19 protein-coding genes and 1 pseudogene are annotated in these 20,891 nt (G+C 59.9%); 6 read left to right on the top strand and 14 right to left on the bottom strand.

The annotated features are described in order from the left end of the window. Nucleotides 1-133: 133 nt before the first annotated feature. From HWX25_RS31375 to peaA, 13 genes are all read right to left on the bottom strand, one after another. A complete protein-coding gene (locus tag HWX25_RS31375; protein WP_175865953.1) occupies nt 134-316 on the bottom strand; it encodes a transporter in 183 nt (60 codons plus the stop codon). Nucleotides 317-377: 61 nt separating this feature from the next. After that, entirely contained in the window at nt 378-1,154 is a 777-nt protein-coding gene (gene benD, locus HWX25_RS31370) for a benzoate diol dehydrogenase BenD (protein ID WP_175912438.1), read from the bottom strand. Further along, a complete protein-coding gene (gene benC / locus HWX25_RS31365; RefSeq protein ID WP_175912436.1) occupies nt 1,151-2,173 on the bottom strand; it encodes a benzoate 1,2-dioxygenase electron transfer component BenC in 1,023 nt (340 codons plus the stop codon). Before benC ends, benD begins: the two co-directional genes overlap by 4 nt. Nucleotides 2,174-2,212: 39 nt before the next feature. After that, nucleotides 2,213-2,701: a benzoate 1,2-dioxygenase small subunit gene (gene benB, locus HWX25_RS31360; RefSeq protein ID WP_175912433.1), complete on the bottom strand. Its 489-nt coding sequence runs from the start codon at nt 2,699-2,701 to the stop codon at nt 2,213-2,215. Then, entirely contained in the window at nt 2,698-4,056 is a 1,359-nt protein-coding gene (locus tag HWX25_RS31355) for a Rieske 2Fe-2S domain-containing protein (RefSeq protein ID WP_175912432.1), read from the bottom strand. Before HWX25_RS31355 ends, benB begins: the two co-directional genes overlap by 4 nt. A gap of 115 nt (nt 4,057-4,171) precedes the next feature. Further along, on the bottom strand, nt 4,172-5,107 hold the full coding sequence (gene catA, locus HWX25_RS31350; RefSeq protein ID WP_175912431.1) for a catechol 1,2-dioxygenase: 936 nt from the start codon (nt 5,105-5,107) through the stop codon (nt 4,172-4,174). A gap of 309 nt (nt 5,108-5,416) precedes the next feature. After that, nucleotides 5,417-5,749 carry a cytochrome c gene (locus HWX25_RS31345; protein ID WP_175912430.1) on the bottom strand — a complete coding sequence of 111 codons (333 nt, stop codon included), beginning with the start codon at nt 5,747-5,749 and terminating at the stop codon, nt 5,417-5,419. A 30-nt stretch (nt 5,750-5,779) separates the two neighbouring features. After that, a complete protein-coding gene (locus tag HWX25_RS31340; protein WP_043179565.1) occupies nt 5,780-7,000 on the bottom strand; it encodes a hypothetical protein in 1,221 nt (406 codons plus the stop codon). 4 nt (nt 7,001-7,004) lie between these two features. Next, entirely contained in the window at nt 7,005-8,411 is a 1,407-nt protein-coding gene (locus tag HWX25_RS31335; protein ID WP_175912429.1) for a cytochrome c, read from the bottom strand. Between the two features lie 614 nt (nt 8,412-9,025). Continuing rightward, entirely contained in the window at nt 9,026-10,144 is a 1,119-nt protein-coding gene (peaD, locus tag HWX25_RS31330) for a quinohemoprotein amine dehydrogenase subunit beta (RefSeq protein WP_208457056.1), read from the bottom strand. A 28-nt stretch (nt 10,145-10,172) separates the two neighbouring features. Then, on the bottom strand, nt 10,173-10,496 hold the full coding sequence (qhpC, locus tag HWX25_RS31325; RefSeq protein WP_175912428.1) for a quinohemoprotein amine dehydrogenase subunit gamma: 324 nt from the start codon (nt 10,494-10,496) through the stop codon (nt 10,173-10,175). A 1-nt stretch (nt 10,497) separates the two neighbouring features. Further along, entirely contained in the window at nt 10,498-11,925 is a 1,428-nt protein-coding gene (gene peaB / locus HWX25_RS31320) for a quinohemoprotein amine dehydrogenase maturation protein (protein WP_043179570.1), read from the bottom strand. A gap of 99 nt (nt 11,926-12,024) precedes the next feature. Beyond that, a complete protein-coding gene (peaA, locus tag HWX25_RS31315) occupies nt 12,025-13,623 on the bottom strand; it encodes a quinohemoprotein amine dehydrogenase subunit alpha (protein ID WP_208456499.1) in 1,599 nt (532 codons plus the stop codon). 714 nt (nt 13,624-14,337) lie between these two features. Between peaA and HWX25_RS31310 the strand changes: the two genes are divergently transcribed. The 5 genes from HWX25_RS31310 to HWX25_RS31290 all read left to right on the top strand — a co-directional run bounded on the left by HWX25_RS31310 (nt 14,338) and on the right by HWX25_RS31290 (nt 19,987). Further along, complete coding sequence (locus tag HWX25_RS31310; RefSeq protein ID WP_155291860.1) at nt 14,338-14,649, top strand: high-potential iron-sulfur protein; 312 nt, start codon at nt 14,338-14,340, stop codon at nt 14,647-14,649. A gap of 200 nt (nt 14,650-14,849) precedes the next feature. Continuing rightward, on the top strand, nt 14,850-16,574 hold the full coding sequence (locus HWX25_RS31305) for an ABC transporter ATP-binding protein (RefSeq protein WP_175825373.1): 1,725 nt from the start codon (nt 14,850-14,852) through the stop codon (nt 16,572-16,574). Further along, nucleotides 16,567-17,271, top strand: coding sequence for a S8/S53 family peptidase (locus HWX25_RS31300; protein WP_043181296.1), 705 nt, complete (start codon nt 16,567-16,569; stop codon nt 17,269-17,271). Before HWX25_RS31305 ends, HWX25_RS31300 begins: the two co-directional genes overlap by 8 nt. Next, complete coding sequence (locus tag HWX25_RS31295; protein WP_175912427.1) at nt 17,268-18,584, top strand: FAD-dependent monooxygenase; 1,317 nt, start codon at nt 17,268-17,270, stop codon at nt 18,582-18,584. Before HWX25_RS31300 ends, HWX25_RS31295 begins: the two co-directional genes overlap by 4 nt. Nucleotides 18,585-18,856: 272 nt before the next feature. Continuing rightward, nucleotides 18,857-19,987, top strand: a complete 1,131-nt coding sequence (locus HWX25_RS31290) for a porin (protein WP_051889737.1) — start codon at nt 18,857-18,859, stop codon at nt 19,985-19,987. Between the two features lie 298 nt (nt 19,988-20,285). Here the strand turns inward: HWX25_RS31290 and HWX25_RS31285 are convergent, their stop codons facing one another. Further along, nucleotides 20,286-20,492: a hypothetical protein gene (locus tag HWX25_RS31285; protein WP_155291809.1), complete on the bottom strand. Its 207-nt coding sequence runs from the start codon at nt 20,490-20,492 to the stop codon at nt 20,286-20,288. Between the two features lie 12 nt (nt 20,493-20,504). Here HWX25_RS31285 and HWX25_RS33635 point away from each other — a divergent pair. Beyond that, nucleotides 20,505-20,688 (top strand): annotated as a pseudogene (locus HWX25_RS33635) (integrase); the annotation flags it as partial. Nucleotides 20,689-20,891 lie beyond the last annotated feature (203 nt).

The raw sequence follows: 20,891 nt of genomic DNA, 5'->3' as shown, positions 1-20,891 counted from the left end.
GAAATAAGGTGCATCCTCGGGGCAAACTTCTCCGAATGGGCGGCGCTTCGCTTCGGTATCCGGCCATTCCCCGCCCACATCGCCGACCACCTCGCGCGATCGCCTATTAATCAGTGTTTCCCTAGTGGGAATGTCAAGCAAAAAATGTTCTTTTGAACACCGTGACTCGCACGCAAGAGTTCAATCTCAGCGAGAAATTCCAGCGGCTTTCAACGAGAGTCAGCGCATGATTGACGTTGTAGCTGCCGGTGGGAAGATAAACGAAAGGCTTGATGCCAAGATGGCGATTGCTGCCCGGATCGTTGAGCAACCACACTGTTCGGCGTCTTCGCGCGGGCCGTCTGACTGTCGATGAACAAAGGCAAGCGGCGTACTGCTCAACCCGTATCGCCGCCCGCGACCGGCAGCACCGTGCCGGTGATGTAGCTCGCCTCGTCGGACGCGAGGAACAGGATCGGCGCGATCTGCTCGTCGAGGCTGCCGTAGCGCTTGAAGTACGTCGATTCGGTCACCTGCCGCACGGCCTCGCCCATCCATGCCTGTTCCTGTGCGCTGTCGCCGGCCGCATTGCGCGGCACGCGGCGCGGCGGCGCGCTGGTGCCGCCCGGCGCGGTGGCGACGACACGAATGTTGTGCTCCGCGTACTCCATCGCGAGCGCCGACGTCAGCGCGTTGACGCCGCCTTTCGCCGCCGAATACGGCACGCGACGGATGCCGCGCGTCGCGTTCGACGAGACGTTGACGATCGTGCCGCCGCCGCGCGCGATCAGGTGCGGCAGCACGGCGTGACAGGTATAAAGCGTCGGCATCAGCGAGCGGCGGATTTCCGCGTCGATCTGCGCCGGCTCGAATTCGGCGAACGGGCGCATGCGAATCGCGCCGCCGACGCCGTTGATCAGGATGTCGATGCCGCCGAACGTCTGCACCGCATACGCGATCGCCGCGTGCGCGCCTTCGTAGGTTTCGAGATCGGCGACGAAGCCCGCCGTCTCGCCGCCGGGCGCCTCGGCCGCCACCTCGGCGACGAAATCCGCGCGATCGACGAACAGCACGCTGCCGCCCTCGGCCGCCGCGCGCAGCGCGACGCCTCGGCCGATACCCTGCGCCGCGCCGGTGACGACGACGACCTTGCCGGAGAATCGTTGCATAGTCATGCCGCCTTTGCCGTGACGTTGGGGGTGAACTTCTCGTAGTGGAAGCTGTTCGGCTTCACGCCTTCGTCGTCGAAATACTTGCGCACCGCGTCGACCATCGGCGGCGGCCCGCACAGGTACACGTCGACGTCGCCGTCGTTCAGCGCATCGGCCGGGATGTGCTGCGTGACCCAGCCCTTGCGCGGATGGTCCGACGCGGCATCCGCGATGACCGTCGCGAAACTGAAGTTCGGCAGTTTCGCCGCATACGCTTCGATCGCGTCGACCAGCACGAGGTCGAGATCACGCGTCACGCCGTAGATCAGGTGCACCTTCTGCTGCGAGCCGCTGCGCGCCAGCACTTCGAGCATCGACAGGAACGGCGCGAGACCCGTGCCGCCCGCAAGGAACAGCAGCGGCCGCTGCACCTCGCGCAGGTAAAAGCTGCCGAGCGGCCCGTGCAGTTCCAGCGTGTCGCCCGGCTGCGCCGATTCGAGCCACGTGCTCATCACGCCGCCGGGAATCTTCTTGATCAGGAAGCTGACCTTCGCGTCGGCCGGCGCCGACGAGAACGAATAAGAGCGATGCTGGCCGCTCGCGGGCACGTCGATGTTCACGTACTGGCCCGGCAGGAACACAGGCGCGGCCGCGCCGACGTCGAGTTCGAGCACGACGGCCGCGTCGTTGTGCTGCTCGACCTTCGTGACCGTCGCGGCAAAGCCGCTCTGCCCGGTCTTGCACGCGACCGACGAAGTCGGCACCGCGATCACGCAATCGCTTTGCGGCACCATCTGGCACGTCAGCACGAGGCCGCCGTCCTTTTCATCCTCGGTGAGCGCGTCGTCGATGTAGTCGTCGCCGAGGTCGTAGCGGCCGCTTTCGGCGCGGCACTTGCAGGTGCCGCACACGCCGTCGGAGCAATCCATCGGCAGGTTGATCTTCGCGCGGAAGGCGGCGTCGAGTACCTTCTCGCCGGCCTTGCAATCGATAAAGCGGGTTACCCCGTCCTCGAAATTCAGTGCAATCTTGTAGGTGGACATGGTGTCACCTCCACTTCTTTTCATGACAAAACAACAGCGTCAGACGTGGTAAACGTCGAGCACCTGCCGGATGTAGTCGTTCTTCAGCACGATCTTCTTGTGCGAAATCAGCAGCGCATCGCCTGCGCGGCGCAGCGTGACGAACATCGTGCCGAAGAAGTGATCGGTCACGCGGTAGCGGTGGTTGAGCGTGTGGAAGTTGTAGCGCACGTCCACCTCGCCGTCGCGCTCGGCCAGCACCTCGACATTCGTCACGTTGTGGCTCGTGCGCGGCTCGGGCGTCGACGCGCCGCTGCGCTCGGTCTTGATCCGGAACACGCGATCCTCGAGGCCGCCGCGATCCGCGTAGTACATCAGCGAGATCTGGCTGTGCGGATCGTCGGTCAACCGGTCCTCGTCGTCCCACGCAGGCATCCAGTATGTGACGTCCTCCGCGTAGCAGGTCAGCCACTCGTCCCACTCGCGTTCGTCGAGCAGGCGCGCTTCGCGATACAGCGTCGCGCAAATGGTCCGGTAATCGATGTTCATGCCGCCACCTCCCCGCGTTCCTTCTTCAGCGCATCGCGCATCACGTGCACCCAGTGTTCGTGCTGGCACACGAACAGCCCTTCGTCCTCGCTGCGCTCGCCCGAAATGCGCGGGTTCAGTCCCATTTTCCTCGCGTTGTCGTCCGGCCCGTCGACCCACAGCGGTGCGCCGCGCGACAGGTCGTTCCACATCGCCGTGATGCCCGCATAGCCAGCCTGGCACGCGCGGAATTCCTCAAGGTCGTCGGCCGTGCCCATCCCAGTCACGTTGAAGAAGTCCTCGTACTGGCGGATCCGAGTCGCGCGGTCCGCTTCGCTCTCACCCTTCGGCGCGAAGCAGAAAATGGTGACTTCGGTCTTGTCGACGCCGAGCGGACGCACTACGCGGATCTGCGTGCTGAACTGGTCCATCAGGAACACGTTCGGGTACACGCACAGGTTGCGCGTCTGGTTCACGATGAAATCGGCCTGCACTTCGCCGACGCGTGCCTTGATCTCGTCGCGGTGCTGGTACACCGGGCGCACTTCCGGGTTCATCGTCTTGGTCCACAGCAGGATGTGGCCGTTGTCGAATCCGTACACGCCCGCGACCGACTTGCTCCAGCTGTTCGCATCGACCGCCTTGGTTCCGGCTTCCTTCCGGCGGCCCATCGTGGCCGCGTAGTTCCAGTGCACGGTGCTGACGTGATAGCCGTCGCAACCGTTCTCCATCTGCATCTTCCAGTTGCCTTCGTAAATGTAGGAGGAGTTGCCGCGCAGCACTTCGAGCCCGTTCGGCGCCTGGGCGACGATCTGGTCGATGATGACGCGCGTCTCGCCGAGGTAGTCCTCGAGCGGCAGCACGTCGGCGCTGAGGCTGCCGAACAGGAAGCCGCGATAGTTCGCGAAGCGCGCAACCTTCTTCAGGTCGTGCGACCCGTGGGTGTTGAACTGCACCGGATACTCGGTGGTCTTCTCGTCCTTCACCTTCAGCAGCTTGCCGGTGTTCGAGAAGGTCCAGCCGTGGAACGGGCACGTGAAGCTGCCCTTGTTGCCGTGCTTGCGCCGGCACAGCATCGCACCCTTGTGCGCGCAGGCATTGATCACCGCGTGCAGCTCGCCGGTCTTGTCGCGCGTGATCACGATCGGCTGGCGGCCGATCCACGTCGTGTAGTAATCGTTGTTGTTCGGGATCTGGCTCTCGTGGGCCAAGTACACCCAGTTGTTCTCGAAGATATGCTTCATCTCCAGTTCGAACAAATCGGCGTTAGTGAAGATATCGCGGCGGCAACGAAAAACACCGGCCTGCCTGTCATCTTGCACTGCGGTCGACAGCAGATGATCCAATTCGTTAGCTCTGTCAATAATGATGGACATGTTTGCTCTCCAGAACGCGAATCTGATCGTGCACAGAGTTCGCGCATCTATGTCGAATGACTCCACATTTCCCCGATTGGCGGCAGTGCTAGCGCACCGCTGCCATACCGGGCAGTTACGCCGTGGCCGAAGCGCGCCGGCGATGGACAATCTGGTTATCAACGCCCTGAACCAGCGGGGTCAGCACGAAGTTGAACTCGATGTCCTGATATGTGTCGGCCTTCAGGCCCAACGCCGTACCACCGGTCATGTCCGCAACATGAGGAATCAGTTCCTCGCGTGTGGCGTACGCGAAGTCGTCCCAGATAAGCGGATCGCCTTCGATGTTGAACTGGGTCGTCAGCTTGCGGTGATTGCGACTGGTGACAAAGAAGTGCACATGCGCAGGACGATTGCCATGGCGGGCAAGTTCATTCAACAGCTGCTGCGTCGCACCGAGTGGCGGGCAGCCGTAACCAACCGGCATCAGCGTGCGGAATTCGTACCTGCCGTCGGCACCAGTCCTGACCGCGCCGCGCAAGTTAAATTCGCTTTGAGCGCCCGTCGGATCGAAATGCGAGTAAAAGCCCTTCGAATTGGCATGCCAGCATTCGACGACCGCCCCGGCAACGGGCTCTCCATCTGGTCCGGTGACAGTACCGCGGATGACAAGCGGGCCTGAATCCGCATCAGGATTGATGTCGATCCTGGATACACCATCGCGCAGCGGCGCCCCAGCCACATAAAGAGGTCCCTCAATGGTTCGCGGTGTACCGTCGTTAATGCCGATAGCCTTATCCTCGGCGTCCATGCGGATGTCGAGGTACTTTTCGAGTCCCAAGCCGGCAGCAAGAAGCGCAGCTTCTCCGTCCTGGCCGAGCTTGTTCAGGTAGTTCACGCCGGCCCAAACTTCGTCGGGCGTAATATCGAGATCAGCGATGGCCTTGAAAAGATCACCCAGCAGGCGATGAACTATCTCCTTGGCGCGAAGATTGCCGCTCGTGGCTTCAATATTGGCCGCGGCTTTCAGAAGGTCCCGTACTTCTTTCGTGTCGAATACTTTGGAATTCATAGCTACCATCTCCAGTTCTCAATCCTCAGAATAATTGACTGAAGTCACGCCCACCTACTCGGAATCATGTTCCTGAAAACTTCTGGAGAATCTCGAACGAATTCTTCTATTCATTCAATCGATCTCAAATCGTGGCGCAAACTGCAAGAGTGAAGTTCGTTTAGTCTATTTATACGCCCCACCCAGTCACAGCGTCCAATACTTTGGATAACAGACTTCTATATCAGCCAGGTATCGCGCGTACGCCATTGGCGTAATATCGCTCAGACTGCCCGAACGAATGAAACGTACACCCCCTAATGGAACAACTCAGTCGGCGACGCGCGGCAAGCTCCCGAAATACGTGGCGATGTTGACGATGTCGCGGTCTGACAGCGGTTTTGCCATCGCATTCATCGTCGGGTTCTGGCGCGTTTGCCCGTCGCGGTACGCGTGCAGCGCAGCCTCCAGATAGTCAGAATTCTGACCCGCGAGATCCGGCACACCAGGAATCCTCGCGATTCCGTTTGTGTTATGACAGGCGAAGCAGACCGCGGCGCGGCGCGCACCGGCACCTACATCGGGAACCGTGTCGATCGCCTGCGCGTGGGCAGCGTTATTAATAATCAGCAGCGTGAGACCAGCAAAAAGAGTCGATTTCATGTGAACGATTTCTGAAGCATTTACCGCAGATCAAATGAAGCTGTTGCGATACGAGATCGCAATCCCGTAGGCGAGGAACACGGCTATCCAGAGCCCAAGCACCGCCAGCGCTCCAGTACCAAGGCGCCCGACCGGGCGCTCGGCGGTGTAGCAGTTCTGGACCCTGCCCGCACGGTACAGCAGCATCAGATAGAAACCGCCGACAAACCCACCGATTCCCGTGAGCGTTGTAAAGAATAGGAACGTTGACGGCCAGTCGAAGTGGACAGGGTAGCTATGCACGTCATAGCCGAATGGTCGCAGGTAGGCAATGCGAATGACTTCCCGCCACAGCGAGAGAATTGCAAGCAACGCAACGCTCGCGACAGCCGGCAGGTAGCCATGCGTTTCCGGCGCGAACCGATGCATCCACCACGCCATCACGACCAGGCCAGCGACGAGCAACCAGCCAACCGGGTGCTGCGTGAGCCCGCTCGCGTGCGGCAAATCGGCTTGCCATGCGAGTGATGTCACGACAGACAGCGTAAATCCCCATCGAGCGATACGCTGCCCGAGTCCACACACGAATGAGAGATATCCCGGTTCACGATCGGCGCGACCGGCGAAGTATTGCGCGTAGACGAGCAGGAACACGCCGACACCCGGCACAGACAAGCCCATGATGAACAAGTAGCGCGCCCATTCAATCGCGTGTAGCGCCGCTCCGCGCGTATCAACAGCGCCGCCCTGCGCGTACCACTGAATCCACTGCTGCGGCAGAAGTTCCTGATAGGACAGTGCGTGCATGATGAGACCGTCTAGGCAGAACAGCGCGAGCGCACTCCATGCGTAAAGGCCGATACGCGCCTTAGAACCCGAGTGATTGCCGTGGTAGAAGGCGAACCAGCAGCAATAGCCGACGATTAGCGTAAAGATGAATGCAATCGCCCAGCGCCCAGACAGCACGTTCGACGTGTACCACTGCGGGTCGTAGATCACTTGCGTAAATAGCAAGGGGCCGACGCCGAGCACTATCAGTAGCGACACTGCGACCTTCGCAACCTTGGTCAACGCGAACGACAGCCGCTCCCAGTACGGGCCCACGCCACGCCGGTGAAACGCGACAATAGCGAGCCCAGCGCTGCCGAGCGCTAGATGCACGAATGCGATATGCAGGACCCAGGTAATCACCATCAGCACCTGAAACACGATCGGCTGGGCGGGCAGTCCAGCTGGATCGCGCATCGTGTTCATCACAGTTCCGATATCCATGGCCTTACTTCCTTGTCGATGCGGGTACGATCGACGCTTGTTGCTGTGCAATCATTCGGTTCACGTTTTTTCCGGCGTTCACCGTCGCGAGGTAGCTGGAGATTGCGCGGATCTCGTCGTCGGGCAAATCGATGCGTGGCATGTATGGCTGTGTGCCATGCTTGAGCGGGCCCTTCATGAAGGCGGCGATCATGTCCGCGTCGGGCGCATAGTGAAACTTGCCGGGCAGGTTTCGCAGCGGCCCGCCCGGCTCTAACGAGTGGCAATTCGCACAGGCCATCTTTGCCAGCAGCCGGCCTACCTCGAGTTCGTTCGCATCCGTCACGGCGCGCAGCCGGTCTGGCACGAATGGGTTCAGCTTCAGCAGACCGTATGCGGCGATCGTGTCGACCTCGGACTCGATCCCCTTTGCCGGCACGTCACGCGCGATAACCTGGTTGCCGTAAATGTACTGGCCGGCGACGTAAGGCTTACGCATCGATTCGCGCATCCGCTCCTCCGGCCAGACTCCAAACACCGCGATAAAGAGGAACATCGCCACCGCTAGCGATGTGGAGACCTGCTGCGGGCGCCACCACGCGAAGAGCAGCCACAGCGTCGCGACGACGAACACGCAAACCATCTCCTTGCCGTAGACTGGAAGAAGATTCGCGTTGAGCATAACAATCGCGTTATTCGGCAGCGTACGCAGGTAGTACAGGAACATCAGCACCGCGACGAGACCTCCGACGAGCCCAAGGGGGGCTAGCAAGCGCACGACGTCTCGGCGCTGGTCAAGGTCACTCACTCGGCTTGCTATTAGCAGGCCGACGACCGCGGCCATCACCAGCATCGCGCCGGTGCGCGTGCCGAGTTGGGCGAAGAAATTGACATTGAAGAATGCATCGCTCGTCGAGCCGGTCTGGTACCAGCGATCGCTTCCAGGCCACATCATGAACGACAAGATTCCAACAATCAGAAGCATCGTCGCCCACGACGCGAGCGCGAACGACCAGGTGAGCTTCAGGTGGGTCTTTGGATCGACCTTGCCGATCAGGTAGACGAGCGCGTATACGCCAATCACCTCGACAGTGAAGTAGACCCATTCGCTCGCCCAGACCCACACGAAGTTGTGGATTAGGCCGCTAACACCGCGCGGGCTCGCGACGGTTATCGCATACCAAATACCTGGACCCGTGATCGAGCCGATAATGTACGAGAAAACGAGTAGAAACATCCCGTACTTCTTGATGAATTCCATCAACTGCGGTTTGTTTTCACGATAGGCGCGTGTTTCGAGCAGGGCGAACAGAAACGATGCACCGACCGACGTATGGGACGCAACGACGTGAATCACGCCGATGATGCCCATTACCCAGGCTGTGCCAATGCCTGGAACGTAGAAAGTCGGATACATGCCAAGTACCGCCATACAAATATTCCTTTTCTTATAGACAACTACTAAAATCAACTGGCCGCTAAATCTCTCAGCGTACCGTCATATTTCACCTTCTCGCATCTCATAATTTCCCACGCAATGGTCGGTCTCGATCGAATGACCTCGTTTCAACTCAAATGAGCTTGCGCCAGACTGATAGCGCGTACCGTTCCACGGCTTCTTTCCATCAGCCACGGTTTAAGAACTGCTTGATGTATTCGCGTTCGCGTTGGCCAGGTACGTGCTCACGTGCCGATCCGAGCGTTTCTCAGGTGAGCTGTTGCCGCTGCGCTTCATGTTTCAGGTGACATGAGGCGTATCGTGATATCGACGACATTGTGAATGTCTGCGCGAGCCCCTTCTCGAAATCGAATATCTTGCGGGCGTGCGACAGCGACGTCACCACGCCAATGCGAGCGCCCGTTTGCTGCGGCCCGCGATAGACCACAACACCGCACCGAAAACAGCTGGTAAGCGCATTGGCATGACGTCTGCAACCTGCACCACATTGCTCGCGGAGGTACCGAGGGCACTGTAGTCCGGCGTCCGCGCCAGCAATAGAGCTGGACGCGGAATACGCTTTCGGTGAGCCCAGCGCACCTAGCAAGTCATCGCATGAAGATTTGAGGAGTAGCTTGTGCGGTATCACCGCTCAAGCGAATCTCCTTGATTTTCTTCATTGTGTCCGCATCGATTACGCTAATTGAATTAGCCGCTCCTGCTACATATACCTTCTTGCCGGCTTTATTCAGCGCCAACACGTAGTAAGTGTGATCAAGCGGTGCCTCGCCAACAAGCTTTTCGGTCTTCGAATTGAATTTCGCGAGTCGATTTCCGACGACATACACAATATCCGGATTTGTTGGAGAACGTACACCACTGAAAAACACTTCCGCAACAGGAGCGAAGTCCTTCAGCGACACCTTGCCGGTCGCAAGGTCGATGTCAATGTAACCATACATCGTTTCATTTGTACCGGGAGTCTTCTTCTCGTCTTTGAAGCGATCGGCAGTGTAAATCGAATCGAACGAATTCTGTGGAAGTTGCTGCGGCCACGCATTCAAAACGTCTGGCTGCCCATAAAGCGGCCTTTTCCAGTTCCGAACCGCAACAGTGACGTCGAGTTTCCCGGATTTCACGTCCATGCGGTAGACATCCGCACCTGAAATATACAAAGATCCGTCGTTCGCAGCCATCATAACCCCGAGTTGACGCGGGACAGGAAACGTTCGGATCGGCTTTGCATCCATGCCACCACTGGTCGAGTACACTTGTAGACGCGGAGTCTGAACTTCATAGGTGTCGCGATTGAGCTTGGTTGGGTTGACGACGCTGTATACCTCCTTGCCATCAGGGCTCACCGCAATGGAGAACATCGATTTCACGCGTTCACCGGGTCGGTCCGAGAGATCCGCATGGAATACAACCTTGCATGTATCAAGCTCTACACCGTAAAGATCGCCGTATCGATTGTTCAGTACATACGCGCGCGTTTTATCTGGACTAATCGTCACCGTCCCCGGATTAAACGCATCTGGCAACGAGCATGTCTTATATATCTCATCGCTGGATGTGTCCACAACAGTCAGAGTATTAGGATAACCAACAATCGCGAGATACTCGCGCCCTGTCTTTAGCGCGCCATTCGTCGCAGCTACACTCACCATCGGGCCAGTCGACAGAATCGCTGACACGATAGTCATACCCAAAAACTTCTTCATTGACATATTTATTCCCCAGTGTGTGCGGTGTCGATTACTTATCCTTCGGAAACACGCTGCCAAGCTTGCGCCAGTCGGTGCTAGCTACGGAATCGGATTTGTTCCAGTTCGGGTAAGTGATCATCGTGTCCGGCACCTGAGCGGGCCACCAACACGGATCAGAGCAGCCATAAAGATCCGCCTCCATTGGCTGGCACAATGACGCAATGCCTCCGAATGCATCGGTTTCCCAGCCTGGGTCGGTTGTAGCAGTACAGCCTGCAACAGACGTCATCGCGACAACTTCTTCGAGCCGGTCTTCCTTCGCGGCTTGCTCAAGCTGCTTTGCCTTGTTGTTAAGCGGCTTTAGGTGTTTCATGTCAGTGCGCCTTCCGCGGAGTAATGTAGTTGTCGATGAATGCCGGGTTTCCTGCAATGATGCGGCTGTAGACCTCAATGCCGAAATCGATCCAGTCACGCATCAACTCACAGTAGTGATAGGTCGGGTGCGCCGGGTCGCCATAGCGTGCATAGCTCTCGTGATAGCAACCGCCCGAGCACAGATTGCGGATTCGGCAGCTGTCGCAGCCTGTGCCGCTGCGGTCGAGGCGCTGCGACAGGAAGTCATTGAGCTGATCCTGCGCGACACCATCGCGTACGTTGCCGAACGTCGGCAGTGTTGAGCCCGTGAAGCGGTGGCACAGGTTCAGGTCGCCCTTGTGATCGACTGCGAGCATCTTGAGCCCCGCGCCGCACGGCAACGACTTCTTGTTCCCTTCGTGCAGGTCGGTGATTAGTTGATGCAAGTTCGAGAAGCCGATGTTGCGGTTTTCGAGCGCCGCCGTCAGATAGCGGCGGCCGAGCGCCTTCATGTTCGCGAATACCTGCGCAAGTTCGTCTGGGCCTAAATTGAACGAGTCAAGTTGACCCGATGTGACGGGCGCAAAGCCGACTTCCGCAAAACCAAGCTCGTTGAACAAGTGATTCCAGATCCCTTCGATGTCGGTCACTCCGCTTGTCAACGTCACGCGCGCGCCGACAGGGCGGCTGCGGTAGCGCTTAAGCAGCATATCGACCTTGCGGCGCACAACGTCATACGTGCCCGAACCACCAACCGTTCGACGATTCAAATCATGAATCTTTCTCGGCCCATCAATGCTGATCGACAAACCGAAGCGATGCGCGTCGAGCCAATCGATGACCTCTTCAGTCAGAAGCGTGGCGTTGGTCGTCATTACAAAATCAACCTGCTTTCCGAGCGCGCCGAAGCGAACCTCGCAGTATTCGACCATGTGCTCGATCAATTTTCGGTTGCTGAGTGGCTCACCGCCGAAGAACACAACCGTGTAGCGCGGTTCATCCGGCGACTCTTTGAGCAACATCTCGACCGAAGCCTTCGCAGTCTCGACGTCCATCCGACGCCCAGCAGACGGCGTGTCGAGATCCTCCTTGTAGCAATATGTACAACTCAGATTGCAGCCGGTGTTGACGTTAAGCACGACGGTATTGATCGCGGTTCGCTCGATGCGCTTCGTAGCGAATTCCGGCGTCAACGGGGAGCCATCACTAACAACTTCAAGCGCCATCAGCTCATTAAGCGTTTCGGATATGTCACCACGCGGGGACGTACCTAGCCGGGCGAATAGTTCTTCGGCAGTGCAAGTACTAGCACGCAATGAGTCGATGATGGCCGCCGTGAGCTCGTCGGCAGCGAACAGTGAGCTACTCGGCACGTGGAACATCAGACGCTCATCGTCGACGCGCACTTCATGCACATTGCGCTCGACTACATTCAACAGCGCGCCCATGGGAATCTCCTAGCAATCTCTAAGTTTTGGTCGGACCGAAGCCCTGGAGAATGCCGCTCGGACCGCCTGCGCGGCCCGACGGCAAAGAGACAGCACAAATCATGGCAGCGGCGGATTATTCCAGCGCTGAACCGAAACGACCATCTGCCCCGTGCCAGTAACGGTGCGATTACCGTTGGTGACCGATGCGATGACCTTCAGATTGCCCGTGTTGTTGTTGGACCTGCGCCGCTGAGGGTTCGGCCCAGCGTTGGCCGGCGTGAAAATACCGGTCGCGCTCTGCATCACGCCTGCGTACTTGACGTCGTTGTCGTTCTTCGCCTGATCGTCGAATGGTGCGACCGACCATTGCGCCGGCATATAGCCGATTCGGAACGGCTTGCCAGCCGCATCCACCCCCCAAGCCTCCGCATCAAAGCGCCCTTGCACCTTCGGCATTGGACCGCCATTGCCTCCGATCCGAGCAATTGCGTAGTTAGGCAGAACCTTGACTTCCTTGACCTCTTGATAGACTGCGAAACCATCAGATTGCGCTGTGCCGACAGAAACCTGTCGCGGACCAGCGACGCTATCACTGCTGGACTTCACTCGCACTCGAAGATACTCAGGCGTGCGCTCGAGCACAGATGTAACCGTTACACCCGAGCCCAATGCCGGGGTTCCTTCGAGATTCGGACCGACAATCGTCACCGTCGACTCACTACCAGCCTTCACATACGCCGGCTGAACAGCAAGGATGTGCGCCTTGCCCAGTTTTGCCGCACTAAAATCGAGACCTCGTTCGCTGTGCTCGTCTTCGTACATGCGGCCGCTCAATTGACCTTCAGCGGCCATCAATACCTGGTGCATCAGCACGCCACCAACCTTGACATTGGCACGCCATTCGTAGCCGGTATAAAGCGTAGCGGTACCAGCACCAACTAACGGGCTGCCGTCCGCAAACTGTCCCTTCAACTTCACCTTGAAGCCATCCTTGTCGCCGCCCGTCACGGTCATCAAACCGAATGCGTCGCCTTTCCCCGGCATGTGTCCGCTGAAGCTCCATGTACCGGCCAGCGACGTCGCCGGCGGCTGGTTTTTCTTCCAGTCGTCCCACGCCTTGCTGTCATACGGAAAGTTCTTTGCGAGGTACGGCGCAATGTCGGTCACCGCGATCTTGAACCAATCGCGGTCGCGCCCCAACGACGAATATTCGATCGATGGGAATTGTCCAACGTGGAAGTTCACAAGCCGCTCCCACTCCTGCACTGGACGGCGCTGCAGCAATGGTCGTGCGGCGGAGTGACAACGCGCACACATCTGTTTGAACTCATCCGAGCCAGCGGTCTCCTGAGTGTTCAAGCGTTGTTCGGGCGCGTAGCGCAGGTCTTTTGTTTCCGAAGGCGCAAGCCCTTGCGTATCCGACAAATATTTAACGAGAATTCGCCGTTCTTCGTCGCTAATTGTCAAGCCATGCATCGTCTGCATCCGGCCGATCGTCAGCAACCAACCCTCCGGGGTTTTACGCTGATGGCTGATACGACTCCACGAATCCTTTGATTCCGCGGCGTGACAGGCCGCGCATGTCTGACTCAGAATCGCTCGCGCATCGCGGGGCGCTTGCACTTGTGCATGAGCCGCACCCGAAACCAGCGCGACCGGCATGGCCGCCGCCATGATGCCCATCAACCTGCTGCGTCGAATGAACGTTTTTAACAAAGCGCTGCTCCTTTGAGAGGGGTCTTGATTCGCCTAGGATCGAAGGGAACTGGCGTGGGATTACCGTTATAAGCAGGTTCCGTGCCAACGATAAACCACACGTCGGGCACCCTAAAAAACGTCCTAAAAACGCTGGCCCGCATTTCAAATACTGCGGGAAAATCCCTATTCAATTTTTTTCTTAAAAATACATCGACACCGCATCTCTCCAGGTTGGCGCAGGCCCCTGTTCCCGCGTCCCACTCCCGTCCCACGAGAATTCCCAAAATGGGACAAAGGGTCGACCTTGAGCGACACCGGCATCGCTCGATAATGCGTCGGCGGGCTCGCTCGCAAAAGGATGGGAAACCTCGCACAAGTTGAAGAGGCAACAGCCCTGAAGCTGGCATGCAATGTGCTTAATCAACCATCTGCAAGTTGCGCTGCTGCGCTCGCACGGTTTATATGTAATGCCTACCGTGGCGGCAGGCTCTGCTGGTGGCTCCTGCAGACGATTAACCGTTTTGCGTGGCGGCGTGCCTCGCAGGCATGTCATGCGCTTGATCGGGCGTCGCCGTTAAGAGTGGTTGAAGTTTCCGATCCATCATCGTGTGGGGTTGGTGGTCGGGCGACGAGTGTCGGAACGGCCAATACGAATCCCTCCGATCGGACAGATAGCGCGACCTGATTCATTCATCGATAATTTTGAGACTAGCAATCCCTATGAAGCATCAACTGAATCGCTCCCGACGCAGCTTTGTCATCGCAGTTGCCGGCACCGTATCCGCACTAACCCTCGCCAGCACAGCACGAGCGGAGGCGCCAATGCTGGACGAGAACGACCCGGCGGCAAAAGGACTGGGATATCGCGCCAACGCTACGAACGTTGAAAGGGTCAAATACCCGCGTTACCAGGCGGGGCAAGACTGCGGGAACTGCAGCTTCTATCAAGGAAAGCAAACGGACACGGCAGCTGCTTGCCCCCTCTTCGCCGTCAAGCGAGTGTCCGGGAAGGGCTGGTGCAGCGCGTACAACAAACGCGCCTGATCATGTGCGCGACGCGCCACCACACGCGTCGCGCCAAACCACGGCATCAACCGCCAATTGCGCCGTGGAGACCAGCGGCTGACGGCCAATACTCATTCCGAAGTCGACCGCGGATGTCGAATTCGGAGAAGGCAACGTCGACCGTCAAACTGTTCCGCATTTGACCAACGAGCAATCCTCCGAGCCAAGGTCCCATGTTGATGAGGTTCATTCTGCGCTTCGTGCAAATCGATGATCGAGCACAACTCGCGCGTTCGCTTGGCTGGCTGTACGGCTTCGTGCGGCCGCACCGGCTCGCGATCGCCGGCCTGCTCTCGCTGTCGGCCTGCGCGTCGCTGCTGGCGCTCTCGCAGCCGTGGCTCACGAAGGAGCTGATCGACCGCGGGCTGGTCGGCAAGGACTTCCGGATGCTCGTCGCGGTCGCGTTTGCGATGGTGTTCGCGGGCTTCGTCGGCACGCTGCTCGGCGGCATCAACCGTTACCTGCACACACGACTGTCCGGCCGCGTGCTGTTCTCGCTGCGCAGCGCCGTCTATGCGCACCTGCAGCAGCTGTCGCCGTCGTTCTACGGGCAGCGCCGTCTCGGCGACCTGCTGTCGCGCCTCGACGGCGACATCGCCGAGATCCAGCGCTTCGCGCTCGACGCGCTGTTCTCCGCCGTGTCGAACGTGATCGGGCTAGTCGGCACGCTCGCACTGCTCGTCACGCTGTCGTGGAAACTGTCGCTGCTCGCGCTGCTGCTTGTTCCGTTCGAGATCCTGTGGCTGCGCACGATGCGCCGCAAGGTCGAGCGCGATGCGCGCTCGGTACGCGAAGGCGCGGCCGACGTGTCGTCGTTCCTCGTCGAAACGCTGCCCGCGATGAAGTTCATCCAGGCCGCCGGCCGGCAGCGCGCGGAACAGGCGCGGCTCGACGGTCTCGGCGACCGCTACATGGAGCGCCTGCTGAAGCTGCAGGTGACCGAATTCGTCACGCAATCGGTGCCCGGCACGCTGACCTCGCTGTCGCGCGCGGGTGCGTTCATTGTCGGCGGCTACTGGGTGATTCGCGGCGACTGGCCGCTCGGTTCGCTGATCGCGTTCTCCAGCTATCTCGGGATGGCGATCGGCCCAGTGAAGAGTCTGCTCGGGCTCTACGTCGCGCTGCAGCGGATGACGGTCAGCCTCGGCCGCGTGATGGAGCTGCAGCGCGCGCCGGTGGCCGTGCAGCCGCCTGCCGCCGCGCGCGAGCTGCCTCCGCGTGGCGATCTCGAATTCGTCGATGTGTGGTTCGGGCACGACGAGCGCGCGCAGCCCGTGCTGCGCGGCGCCGGCGCGCGCGTACCGGCCGGCAGCAAGGTCGCGCTGTCGGGAATGTCGGGCAGCGGAAAATCGACGCTGATCGATTTGATGCAGCGCTTCTACGACCCGCAGCGCGGCAGCGTCCGGATCGACGGCATCGACCTGCGCGACGTCGATCTCGACGCGCTGCGCCGCCACGTCGCTGTCGTCAGCCAGGACACCGTGCTGTTTCGCGGCAGCCTCGCCGACAACATCCGCTACGCGGCACCGCTCGCGACACACGACGACATCGTACATGCCGCACGCGCCGCGCAGCTCGACGAACTGATCGCGACGCTACCGGGCGGACTCGACGGGCCGGTCGGCGAACGCGGCCAGCAGTTGTCCGGCGGCCAGAAGCAGCGCATCGCGATCGCACGCGCACTGCTGCAGGCACCGGCGATCCTGGTGCTCGACGAAGCGACGTCGGCCGTCGACGAAACGACCGAGCGGCAGGTCATCGCGCAGATCGACACGCTGTTCGGCGATCGCACGCGCATCCTCGTCAGCCACCGCGCGTCGACGCTCGCCGGCGTCGACCTGCATTTCGAGCTCGCGGACGGCCAACTTACGCGACGCGTGCACCGGGATGTCGCACATGCCTGACGATCGCGCCGTGGATCGCGCCGTGCGCGTGGGCGTCGTCGACAGCGGCTATCCGCCGTCGCTGAGCGCACGCGTCACCGACGCGCGGCGCTTCGCGTTCGACGCTGCGTCGGTGCTACATGCCAGCGCCGTCGAGCCGGACCGGATCGGCCACGGCAGCGCGATCTGCATGACAATCGCGGCTGCCGCGCCCGAAGCGGCGCTGGTCGTCGCGCAGGTGTTCGAGGCGCGCGGCGTGACGAGCGCCGCGCAGATCGCGCACGGAATCGACTGGTTGCTCACGCAACACATTCGCGTGATCAACCTGAGCCTCGGCGTGCGCGCCGATCGCGACACGCTGCGTGACGCTTGCGCGGCAGCCGTCGCGCAACGCGTGATCGTGTTCGCATCGAGCCCCGCGCAAGGAACGCCGGTGTTTCCGGCCAGCTATCCGGGGATCGTGCGCGTCACCGGCGATGCGCGCTGCACACCAGGCCAATGGTCGTGGCTCGACAGCCCGCAGGCCGATTTCGGTGCGGTCGTGTCGAGCGGCGCACCGCGTGCGCTGGCCGGCTCGAGCATCGCGTGCGCGGCGCTAAGCGGCTACGCGGCGCGCTGGTTCGCGCATCATCCCGATGGCGATACGACGGCACTGCTCGACCATTTACGCGCGAACGCTGCCTACCTTGGCGTCGAACGGCGCACCCACGCCTCATGAGCCGCCCGTCGATCGTCGTGCTCGGCGCGGGACCGGCGGGCGCCGCCGCCGCGCTCGGCCTCGCGCGGCTCGGCTATCCGGTCACGGTCGTCAGCGAATGGCGGCACTTCGATGCGGTTGAAGGCGTGTCCGATCGTGTGCTGCAGGGGCTGCATCATGCCGGACTCGTGCAGGCCGCCGCATGCGCATTGCCGCCGTGTGCGCGCACAACGCGCTGGAACGGCGACACGCGCACGCTCAATCACGAACACCTGATCGACCGCAGTCGTTTCGACGCGGCGCTGCGCCGCGATCTAGCCGGTGCGGGCATTGCGGTGCGTGAAGCAACGGTTCGCGTGGTGCACGCCGACGGCGACGGGCACGCGATCCGCATCGACACGCCGACCGGCGAGGAAACGCTGTACGCGGCGTTCGTCGTCGAGGCGCGCGGCCGGCTCGCGCCGCTCGCGCGCGATGCGAGCCGCGGGCCGCAGACGCTGAGCCTGCTGAACGTGTGGCAAGGCACGCCGGGCGATGCAGCATCCGGGATCGAGAGTATGCCGGACGGCTGGGCTTGGATGGCGCGCCTGCCCGACGGCCGCTGCTACTGGCAGGCAACGCTCGACGTCGCGACCACGACGCTGCCGCCGCGCAACGCCCTGCCCGGGTGGTGCGCGACGCTGCGGCAAACGCCGTTCGCACGTGACTTCTTCGACCTGGACGCCCGCGCCGAGGCGCGCGTGTTCGGTCGGACCAGCAGCGCGACGCTGTGCGGCGACACCGGCGGCACGAACTGGCTGCGCGTCGGCGACGCGGCGATGGCCGTCGATCCGCTGTCCGGCAACGGTATCTTTCAGTCGCTGTCGTCCGCGCTGCAGGCGCCGGCCGTCATCCACACGCTGCTCGCGCACCCCGAGCGCGCGGCGCTCGCGCTGCGCTTTCACGAGCGGCGGATTACCGCGCTGTTCATGCGCTTCGCGCGGATCGGCCGCGACTTCTACACGCTCGACACGCAGTGGGCGGACCGACCGTTCTGGCAGGCGCGCCGCGCGTGGCCCGACAACGCGCCATCGCATCGCGCGCCCGATTTCAACTCGCTCGCGATCGAGCGGGCGCCCGTGATCGACGGCGACACGATCGCCGAGGCCGACGTCGTCACGAGCCCCGACCAGCCGCTCGGGATCTGGCATCTGCAAGGCATCCCACTTGCGCCAATCATCGCTGCACTGCAGCTCCAGCCGACCTGCGAAGTGCTCGCATCCCTCGATCCACGGCAAGCAATACTCGTTCAAAACTGGCTTGAATCACATGGCTATCGCCGCGAACAACCATAACAACATCTCCTACAACCTCACTGCGAATCCGCGTACTGCCCACGAATTCAGTTGACTTTGCCAACAAGTCAAACCACTTCGCCGATGTCCATGATATTTGATTTGGAATGCTTATATTCATGCATGAGAAAATCCAATCCATTGACTGTCGACATGGCTCAATAACATCAACTCAACGAATCTACGAAAATCTAACCCAACCCCATATCAACGGAGGAAATGCCACCAATTCCCGTTAAAAACAACACAAAATTTATCGTTCGGAGATTTTTATGAAAAAGAAGGTTTTCAACCTTATTTGCGGATTTTCCACCTGCATTTACGGTCATGCATTCGCGCAGTCCTCAGTTACCTTGTACGGCGTTTTAGACAACTCCATTCAGTATATCCACAATAACGGAGGATCCAACAACGGAATCTCTATGCAAAGTGGCCAGATGTCACCTACTGTTTGGGGCATGCGTGGCAATGAGGACTTGGGTGGCGGTTGGTCGGCCCTTTTCACTCTTGAGAATCAATTTGACATAAACAATGGAGCATCCTCAGATTCGCACCGTCTGTTTACACGTCAATCATATGTTGGATTGAAAAACGATAAATATGGGGCATTGACATTTGGCCGGCAATTTGACGGCCTTATAGATCTAGTTATTCCAGTTCAAGGTAACTCTCTTTTGGAATACTTTACGGCGCCCGGCGACATAGATCTGGCAGACGGAACGACGAAGATCGACAATGCTGTTAAATGGGTAAGTCCCACTTGGGGAGGACTGCAGCTCGCCCTCCAATACGGGTTCGGCAACGTTGCGGGCAGCGTCGGTTCCGGGCACTCATACAGTGCCGCGTTGAACTATTCAATCGGGTCTTTGACGCTGGCCAGCGGTTACTTCCATGCAGACAACGGCAACGCTCGTTCCGCGAGTCGCGGAGCATCAAGCGCGTCTGGCAACTTCTTTAGCCCAGTCAACTCCGCTTATGCCAGTGCAAGCAAATATAACGTTGCACGAGCAGGGGCAGCATACGTGGTTGGCCCAGTGACGATTGGTGGGTACTACAGCTACGCCGAGTATCTTGCCGACGCAGATTCAACCTTTAGAGGGGCCGAGCGATTCAACAATGTATCGGTCTTTACCGCGTGGCAGGTGTCGCCGGCGACTTTGCTTGAAGTCGGCTACGACTACATGAAGTCGCACGGTGATTCGTCCGCCACCTATCATCAGGTAACCGCTGCGGCCGACTACGCACTGTCAAAACGAACAGACCTCTATGCTTCGGCCGGATACGGCCATGCCTCTGGCTCAAATGGCCTCGGCCCTGCTCAAGCCGTAATTGCTGATACGTACACCGCCGGAGGCACAAGTACCCAGACACTCGTGATGCTCGGCATTAGGCACCGCTTCTGAGGATCTCGTTCTAGCTCTCCCGGGCTGGTCAATCTTCCAGTCCACAGGATGAGTCTTCCCCGCGGGAAGACTCATCCTTATCGCCTTTCCGACGCCGCCAATTACACTTTTGCGTACATGCATCGCGATGACTTGTTGCGCCGCTCGCAACACGACCTCACCTTCGGCTACAAGACAGAACAGCTCCAGCTGTCTGCCACGATAGGTCTATCACTAGGCGAACCTGTCCACATGAGCAAGCATTAACGACGCTGCAAACCTCGTTACCATCCAAACTCGTAGCTGCACGTTAGAAAGGTTAGATGTCTGCCCCTTGAAGCTCACCTTCAGTGGTCGGCATGTTGACCGAAGCCGGATCGCCTTTGTCGATGTGAATGTGTTTGCCTGACGGGAAACGAGTGTGTTGGGTGATTTTGAGCATCGCGAAATGGATTTCGCCGAGCTCGATAGCTGGCACGTGACCATCCACCAGGATCCTGCGGGCCCTGGCGACCGGCTCGAGCACACTGACTCGACAGCACCTGCTGCGGAACGTCTGCGTTTCGTGCTGGATTTCGGTTACGCGACCGATCTGCGTGCACAGGAACTGGTGACGGCGACGGTGGGTGACATCACGACACATGCCCGCGGGTGCGTTATGCCTCGCGGTGACCGGCAAGGGGTCGAAGTCCGAGCGCGTGGCACTGCCACCACTTGCGCGCCCGCTGGCATCCGGCCGCACCGTCGGTGGCAGCCCTCACGGAGGAGCATCGTTCAAGAAGCCGTACCAGCGCTGGCATGTAAGCACTCGACACGTACCGTCTGTTCATGAGGGCGCGGCACCGGCAATCTGATTCCCATCAGATGTAATGGGAATCAGATTGATGAAGCCAGTGGTGCATGGAAGACAACCGGGATCGAGGAA

Origin of the sequence: Burkholderia sp. BCC1640 (genome assembly GCF_902833125.1) — a bacterium.
Taxonomy (GTDB): Bacteria; Pseudomonadota; Gammaproteobacteria; order Burkholderiales; family Burkholderiaceae; genus Burkholderia; species Burkholderia diffusa.
This window is presented reverse-complemented; position numbering and strand designations above follow the sequence as displayed.